The sequence below is a fragment of the Ramlibacter sp. genome, from assembly GCF_013697775.1.
GTDB lineage: Bacteria > Pseudomonadota > Gammaproteobacteria > Burkholderiales > Burkholderiaceae_C > Ramlibacter.
This window is the reverse complement of sequence record NZ_JACCWG010000366.1, coordinates 1-7,133: the sequence shown is the minus strand read 5'-3', so window position 1 is coordinate 7,133 and position 7,133 is coordinate 1. Positions and strand designations below refer to the sequence as shown.

General features: G+C 70.4%; 6 protein-coding genes. 5 read left to right on the top strand and 1 reads right to left on the bottom strand.

Translation table 11 applies throughout. The annotated features are described in order from the left end of the window. Nucleotides 1–5 precede the first annotated feature (5 nt). From H0U68_RS18470 to H0U68_RS18455, 4 genes are all read left to right on the top strand, one after another. Nucleotides 6–179, top strand: a complete 174-nt coding sequence (locus H0U68_RS18470; protein ID WP_365732124.1) for an NnrS family protein — start codon at nt 6–8, stop codon at nt 177–179. Nucleotides 180–311: 132 nt separating this feature from the next. Further along, the gene (nirK, locus tag H0U68_RS18465; RefSeq protein ID WP_296358252.1) at nt 312–1,742 is read left to right on the top strand and encodes a copper-containing nitrite reductase; all 1,431 of its coding nucleotides are present in this window, start codon (nt 312–314) and stop codon (nt 1,740–1,742) included. A gap of 140 nt (nt 1,743–1,882) precedes the next feature. Beyond that, a complete protein-coding gene (locus H0U68_RS18460; RefSeq protein ID WP_296358251.1) occupies nt 1,883–3,139 on the top strand; it encodes an MFS transporter in 1,257 nt (418 codons plus the stop codon). 102 nt (nt 3,140–3,241) lie between these two features. Beyond that, nucleotides 3,242–3,868 (top strand): hypothetical protein, encoded by a 627-nt coding sequence (locus H0U68_RS18455; protein WP_296358249.1) that lies wholly within the window; start codon nt 3,242–3,244, stop codon nt 3,866–3,868. Here the strand turns inward: H0U68_RS18455 and H0U68_RS18450 are convergent. Further along, nucleotides 3,857–6,169, bottom strand: a complete 2,313-nt coding sequence (locus H0U68_RS18450) for an ATP-dependent DNA helicase (RefSeq protein WP_296358248.1) — start codon at nt 6,167–6,169, stop codon at nt 3,857–3,859. The two genes, H0U68_RS18455 and H0U68_RS18450, sit on opposite strands and share 12 nt — an antisense overlap. Nucleotides 6,170–6,303: 134 nt before the next feature. Here H0U68_RS18450 and H0U68_RS18445 point away from each other — a divergent pair, with 134 nt between their 5' ends. Beyond that, nucleotides 6,304–6,891, top strand: coding sequence for a hypothetical protein (locus tag H0U68_RS18445; protein WP_296358246.1), 588 nt, complete (start codon nt 6,304–6,306; stop codon nt 6,889–6,891). Nucleotides 6,892–7,133 lie beyond the last annotated feature (242 nt).

The window sequence follows — 7,133 nt, the reverse complement described above, 5'->3', positions numbered from 1 at the left end:
CCTACGTGCTGGTGGCGCTGGCCGCGCTGGTGCGCGTGCTGGTGCCCGCCGCGGCGCCCGCGTGGACGCTGCAGGCCATCGCGGTCTCCGGCCTGCTGTGGTCGGCCGGCTTCGCGGTGTATTTCGTGGCGTACTGGCGCGTGCTGACGCGCCCGCGCCCGGACGGAAAGCCGGGCTGATTCGCCTTTTCCTTGCGCTGGGTCAATGGCCTCCTGCGCCCTTGTCCCTACAGTGATCCCAACGGCCGGACAACAAGGCCGTTGGCTCCGCGGGAGCCTCGCCCGCGATGACTCGAAAGGTCAGGCAGCCAAATGTCCCGTCTGTTCGCTCCCATCCCGCTCGCCGTCGCGGCGCTGTTCGTCTTCGCCTCGCCGATCGGCTCCGCGGCCGTGCCGAACGCCGCGCCGGCCACGGCGGCGCAAGGCACCGTCCACAAGATCGTGCTGAAGACCGGCATGGCCGGCGGCAAGATGGTCTACCTCGACGACAAGGGCAACCCCAACCCGGTGCTGCGCGGCAAGGTCGGCGACACCTTCGAGATCACCGCGTCCAGCGGCGAAGGCGCCGAGCACGACATCGTGCTGCCCGAGCTGAATGCGCAGTCCAAACATTTCGACGGCAAGAGCGGCCCGGTCAAGCTGAGCGTGAAACTCACGCAGCCCGGCAAGTTCGCCTACTACTGCTCGATTCCCGGACATCGGCAGATCGGCATGGAAGGGGTGCTGGAAGTGACCGGTTCCGCCGACGCCCTGGCCGCCAAGCCGGTGGCGCGACCAGCCACCGCGATCGCCCCCGCTTCCGTGAAGGCGGTGAGCATCGCCATGGACCCGAACGCCGTGCCCAAGCCCCTGGGCACGCGGGCACCGCAGCTGGTGAAGTACGCCATCGAAACGGTGGAGCTCGACGGCCGCCTGGACGACGGCACCACCTTCACCTACTGGACCTTCGGCAGGAAGGTGCCCGGCCCGATGCTGCGGGTGAAGGAAGGCGACACCGTGGAAGTGGCGCTGACCAACAACAAGGACAGCAAGGCGGTCCACTCGATCGACCTGCACGCCGTCACCGGCGGCCTGGGCGGCGGCGAGAGCACCCAGGTGGCGCCCGGGCAGACCAAGACCATCACCTTCAAGGCGCTGAACCCCGGCCTGTACGTGTACCACTGCGCCACGCCGTCGGTGGCGCACCACATCTCCGCCGGCATGTACGGCCTGATCCTGGTGGAGCCGGCGGCCGGGCTGCCCAGGGTGGACAAGGAGTTCTACGTGATGCAGGGCGACCTCTACACCTCGCACCCGTTCGGCACCAAGGGCCACCACACCTACAACCCCGACAAGGCCGCGGACGAGCTGCCCACCTACTACACCTTCAACGGCTCGGTCGGTTCGCTGGGCAAGGAGCACAGGATGCAGGCCAAGGTCGGCGAGACCGTGCGCGTGTACTTCGGCGTGGGCGGGCCGAACAAGGTGTCCTCGTTCCACGTGATCGGCGAGATCCTCGACAAGGTCTACAGCGAGGGTTCCACCAGCGCGGTGAAGGAGAACGTGCAGACCACCCTGGTGCCCGCCGGCGGCGCGACCATCGTGGACTTCAAGGTGCAGTACCCCGGCAAGTACCTGCTGGTCGACCACGCGCTGTCGCGCGCGGCCAAGGGCCTGGCAGGCGCGCTGGAAGTCACCGGCACGGCCGACGCCGCGGTGTACCAGGCCTCCGACAAGGCCCCCCTGGGCGACATGGCCCACTGAGCGGGCGGCCGCGCGGGGGCCGGGGCGGGCTCCTGACGCAATCGGCATGCGGCACTGCCAGGGCACGGGCGCAGCCCTGTAGCATCGGGCCTGCATCCAGTCTCCCAGGCGAGCCCACGGCGGCTCTAACCTGCACCGCCATGTCCGACACCATTCCCGCCCCACGTGCCTTCGCGGCCCTGCGCATCCGCGGCTACCAGGCGCATTTCAGCACCTACCTGCTGGCCATGATGGCCGACAACATCGAGCACGTCATCAGCTACTGGATGGTGTTCCAGAAGTTCCAGTCGCCCGCGCTGGGCGGCTTCGCGGTGCTCTCGCACTGGCTGCCCTTCCTGCTGTTCTCGGTGCCCGCCGGCGCGCTGGCCGACCGGTTCGACCCGCGCCGCATCATCCAGTGCGGCATGGCGCTGTTCATCCTGGCCTCGGCGGGCTGGGCGTATTTCTTCATCACCGACACGCTGCAGATGTGGCACGCCATGGCCCTGCTGGTCGTCCACGGCTGCGCCGGCGTGCTGTGGCAGGGCGCCAGCCAGCTGCTGCTGCACGACATCGTGCCGGCGCAGGCCCTGCCCAGCGCGGTGCGGCTCAACGCGACGGCCCGCACGCTGGGCGTGCTGGTGGGGCCTGCGGTGGGCGGCGCCATCATGCTCACGCTGGGCCCGCGCTACGGCCTGCTGCTCAACGCGCTGTTCTTCCTGCCCGCCGTGCTGTGGCTGTGGCGGGCTCCCTACGGCCCGCGCTTCCAGGGAGTGCCCGCCGCGGCGCGGCGGGCGGTGCGCGGCTTCGCGGACATCACGCGCACCATCGCCGAGGTGCGCTCCGAGCGGCTGCTGGCCGCCATGATCCTGCTGGCCGGCTGCGCATCGTTCTTCGTGGGCAACAGCTACCAGGCGCAGATGCCCGGCTTCGCCCACGACCTGGGCCACGGCGACCCGGGCGCCACCTACAGCATGCTGCTGGCGGCCGACGCCGCCGGCGCGCTGGCGGCCGCCCTGCTGCTGGAAAGCCGCGCCGGCCTGCTGCCCACCACGCCGCGCACGGCCGTGGTCATGGCCATGCTGTGGTGCCTGTCGCTCGGCGCTTTCGCGGCCACCGCCTCGTACCCGGTGGCCCTCGGCCTGCTGTTTGCCGCCGGCATCTGCGAGCTGTCGTTCAGCAGCATCGCCATGACGCTGGTGCAGATGAATGCGCCGCCGGCCTCGCGCGGGCGGGTGATCGGCCTGTACAACATGTCGGCGCTGGGCCTGCGGGCCTTCGCCGGCATCACCGTGGGCCTGGGCGGCAGCGCTTTCGGCATCCATGCCTCGCTGATCGGCTCCGCCGCGGCTTTGCTGCTGGTGCTTTTGCTACTGAGTGCGTGGATGCGCCGGTACCGGCCTACACCGCGCCAGTGATGCGGTCCTTAGGGCATTTGCCTAAGTTGTATAGCGAATCGCCTTAGGCGGCGCGGCAGCCGGGTTCGCAGAATCGTCCTCAGCAGCAGACGAGGAAATGAGATGGGATTCGTACGTGAGGCCGCGCATTGCACCCCCTATGAGCAGTGCCTGCAGGAAACGGCGTCGCAGTCGGGGAAATTTTTGCAGCGGGTCGTTCGACGCGCTGTGCACCAGATGCGGCAGCAGGCCGGCAGCGACGCCGAAGAGGCGGCGCTGGCGCTGATGCACACGCAGGACCGCCTGTGCACCTTGTACCAGCGGGCGCTGATCCGCTCCGTGCAGGCGCACGAGCAGGCGCACCCGCCGGCGTGCGACGCGCACGCCGGCAGCCTGGAAGTCACGCAGCTCGGCGCCATCGCGGCGCGCACGGCGCAGGCCGAACTCGCGCGGCTCGACACCCTGATCGGCGCGGCCGGCGGCGGCGCGGGCGTGAACGCCGGTTCGAATCCGCTGCGCCCTTCGGTGCATGCGCATTGCCTGCACGAGGCGCTCAAGGGCATGCCCCCGCTGACGCCGGGAGTTCGCGCGCAGTGGATCGCGCACCTGGGCATGGCCCTGGGCGACGAACTCGTCCCCTTGTACGACGTGCTTGCGCGCAAGCTGCGCGGCCGTGCCGTGCGCGAGCAGGCGCAGGCGCCCCTTCCGCTGCCGGCCATGCTCGTGCGCTGGGCGCAGTCAGCCGCTTAAGGGCTCCTGCGGCCGCAAGCCCGCCTGCGTGACGCGCCACCACGCCGGCAGCAGCTTGCGCACCGCCTGGCGCTGGAACCGGTCGTCGATGAGGTAGACGACGCCCTGGTCCTCCTGCGTGCGGATCACGCGCCCCGCGGCCTGCACCACTTTCTGGATGCCCGGGTACAGGTAGGCGTAGTCGTAGCCGGCGCCGAAGGCCGCATCCAGGCAGTCCTTGAGCTGTTCGTTGCGCGGGTTCACCTGGGGCAGGCCCAGGGTGGCGACGAAGGCGCCCACGAGCCGGTCGCCGCGCAGGTCGATCCCCTCCCCAAAACTGCCTCCCAGCACGGCGAAGCCGACCCCCGCTCCGCCCGGAACGAAGCGCGCCAGGAAATCGTTGCGCTGGCCTTCGTCCATGCCGCGCGCCTGCGCCCAGGTAGGAACGCCGGGGTGGCAGCGCCTGAACTCCGCGCTCACCAGGTCCAGGTAGTCGAAGCTGCTGAAGAACGCCAGGTAGTTGCCCGCTTGCGCGGCGAACTGCTGCGCGATGAGCCCTGCGATGGGCGCGGCGGAGCGTCGCCGGTCCGGAAAGCGGGTGGACACGCTGCTGACCACCCGCACCGCCAACTGCTCGGGGCGAAACGGCGATGCCACGTCGACCCAGACCGCATCGGCGGGAAGGCCCAGCATGTCCCTCTGGTAGTGCGGCGGGTTCAGCGTCGCCGAGAACAGGGCGGCGGTGCGGGCGGCCGCGAAACGCGGCTTCAGGAACGGCGCGGGAATGAGGTTCTGGATGCGCACGGTGGTCGCGCTGCGGCTGCCCGCACCCGCCTGCGTGACTTCGAGCACCGAGTGCGGCCCGAAGGACTCGGCCAGCCGCAGGAAGCCGAGCATGTCGAAGTACGCCTGCTGCAGCGCTGCATCCGCCGCGCCCGGCGCCGCTTCGGCCAGATGCGCTTCGATCGCCTGGCTGGCCTGCTTGAGCGCGGTGATGAATCCTTGCGGCAAGGCATCGAGCTGTCCATCCGCCTGGGCGTGCGCCTTGCGCAGGGCGCTCCAGCCGCGGCCGACCTTCTCCAGCGCCTTGCGCACGGCCGCCGGCGCCGTGGACCGCACGCTCAGCAGCGCCGCCTGGCTCAGCGACGCCGAGTACATCGCCCGGGCCCGCTCGACGAGGTTGTGCGCCTCGTCGGCCAGGATGCCGACCCGCCACGCATTGCCCAGGGTCATGGCATGCAGCATGGCGCTGCCGTCGAACCAGTAGTTGTAGTCGCCGACGACCAGGTCGGCCCAGCGCGACAGCTCCTGCGCCAGGTAGTAGGGGCAGACCTGGTGCCGCAGCGCCACCCCGCGCAGCGCGGGGGCGTCCATGAAGCCGGCTGCGAGGCTGTCGGCGCGCGCTGCAGGCAGGCGGTCGTAGAAGCCGCGCGCCAGCGGGCAGGAGTCGCCGTGGCAGGCCTTGTCCGGGTGCTCGCAGGCCTTGTCGCGCGCGGTCAGCTCCAGCACCCGCAGGCGCGGCGCTGCCGGTTCGCTCGGCGCTGCCGTTGCGCTGTGTCGCAGCAGCACCGCCGCGTCCAGCGCCATCCGGCGGCCGGTCGATTTCGCGGTGAGATAGAAGACCTTGTCCAGCCCGTGCGACGGCGCCGCCTTGAGCATGGAAAAGACGGTGGCAATGGTCTTGCCGATCCCGGTAGGCGCCTGCGCAAGCACGCAGCGGCCGGTGGCAGCGCCCCGGTACACGGACTCGGCCAGTTCACGCTGCCCGGTGCGAAAGCCCGCATGCGGGAAGGCCAGCGCCGTCAGCGCCTCATCCCTTGTCTTGCGGTGCGCTAGTTCCTGTTCGGCCCAGGCCAGGAAATCGCGGCAGCGGTCTTCAAAAAAGGCCCGCAGCGACTCCGCCGAATGCGTCTCGGCGAACGTCGTTTCCTTCTGGGTGGCGATGTCGAAGTACACCAGCGCCAGGTTCAGCTCGGCGAAGCCGCGCGCCTGGCACAGCAGCCAGCCGTAAATCCTGGCCTGCGCCCAGTGCAAATGGCGGTGGTTGGCTGGCTGCCGAGCCAGGTCGCCGCGGTGCGTCTTGATTTCCTCCAGGCAATGCTGGCCCGGGTCGTAGCCGTCCGCGCGGCCGCGCACGGCCAGGGCGCCGAATTCGCCCTGCAGGCTGATCTCGGTTTCGTAGTCCGGGCCCCGGCGGCCCGCGACCAACTGGTGGCCCGCAATGCCCTCCTGGGCGCTGGGCGCCGGGGTGAACCGCAGGTCCAGGTCGCCGCGCTTGGCGGTGAACTCGCAAAGAGCGCGGACGGCGACCGAGTACTGCATTCGCCCGATGGTAGCCGGACCGTCTGCGGCCAAGCTCACCAGCGCCTGTGCTCTTTCTCCGACGGCGATGTTCAGCACCGGCCGGCCGCTCGGCCATGGTCGGGCGGGCAGCATGCATGTCCATGATCGAGACGATGAACAGAAAGCAAGTGGTCGGCTGCCTGGCCGCGTTCGGCCTTGCATTGGCCGGCGGCGCCAGCGCGCTGGGGAGCAACACGGAGCCGACCGGCGCCCAGGCCTTCAAGGCAGCGCAGCAGCGTATCCAGGCCCAGCGCAAGACGGAAACGAAAGCATGCGGGCGGCTGAAGGAAAATGCAGCCGAAGTCTGCGGCGCGGAAGCGAACGCCCGCGCGGCGCTGGCCATGGCGCAGCTGGAAGCCCAGCGCGAACCGGGGCCGGACGCTGACCACGCGGTGAAGAATGCGCGCGCGGAGGCGGGCTACAAGGTCGCCAGGGAGCGCTGCGATGCCGCGCCCAAGGCCACGCGCAAGGCCTGCATCGCCCAGGCCAAGGACACGCGCGACGCTGGCCTGCGCCAGGCCGACGTGGAGAAGGTGCAGCAGGAGCTGCGCCTGAAGGCCGCAGGCCGCAGGGAAGGCCAGGGCCAGCCCGCGAAGACGCCCGAGGAACGCTACGCCGCGCAGAAGGCCTACTGCGGCCTGCAGGGCATCGAGCGCGAGCACTGCCTGGCGGAAGTGAACCGGCGGTTCCACAAGTCCTGAGGCCGCCGGGCCCCGCCCCCGAAACGGGAAAAAGCCCGGCGCCCGCTGCGCCCGCGCCACGCTGTCGGCGGGGTGCCGCCCCGGATGGCTTCTAATACGGTCCCCTCCCGCAGCACAGGAACCGTTTTTGAGCAGCACATTCGGCAATTCGACCCTGGTTCGCCTGCTGGCGCAGTGGACACCCGGCCACCTGCCCGCGCCGGGCGCGGACCTGGCCGAGGCCCTGGGCCGCTGGGTGACCG

Bases quoted from the DNA above. Each gene is read 5' to 3' on its own strand.
- nirK (WP_296358252.1), top strand. From the start codon at position 312: ATGTCCCGTCTGTTCGCTCCCATCCCGCTCGCCGTCGCGGCGCTGTTC.
- H0U68_RS18460 (WP_296358251.1), top strand. From the start codon at position 1,883: ATGTCCGACACCATTCCCGCCCCACGTGCCTTCGCGGCCCTGCGCATC.
- H0U68_RS18455 (WP_296358249.1), top strand. From the start codon at position 3,242: ATGGGATTCGTACGTGAGGCCGCGCATTGCACCCCCTATGAGCAGTGC.
- H0U68_RS18450 (WP_296358248.1), bottom strand. From the start codon at position 6,169: ATGCAGTACTCGGTCGCCGTCCGCGCTCTTTGCGAGTTCACCGCCAAG.
- H0U68_RS18445 (WP_296358246.1), top strand. From the start codon at position 6,304: ATGAACAGAAAGCAAGTGGTCGGCTGCCTGGCCGCGTTCGGCCTTGCA.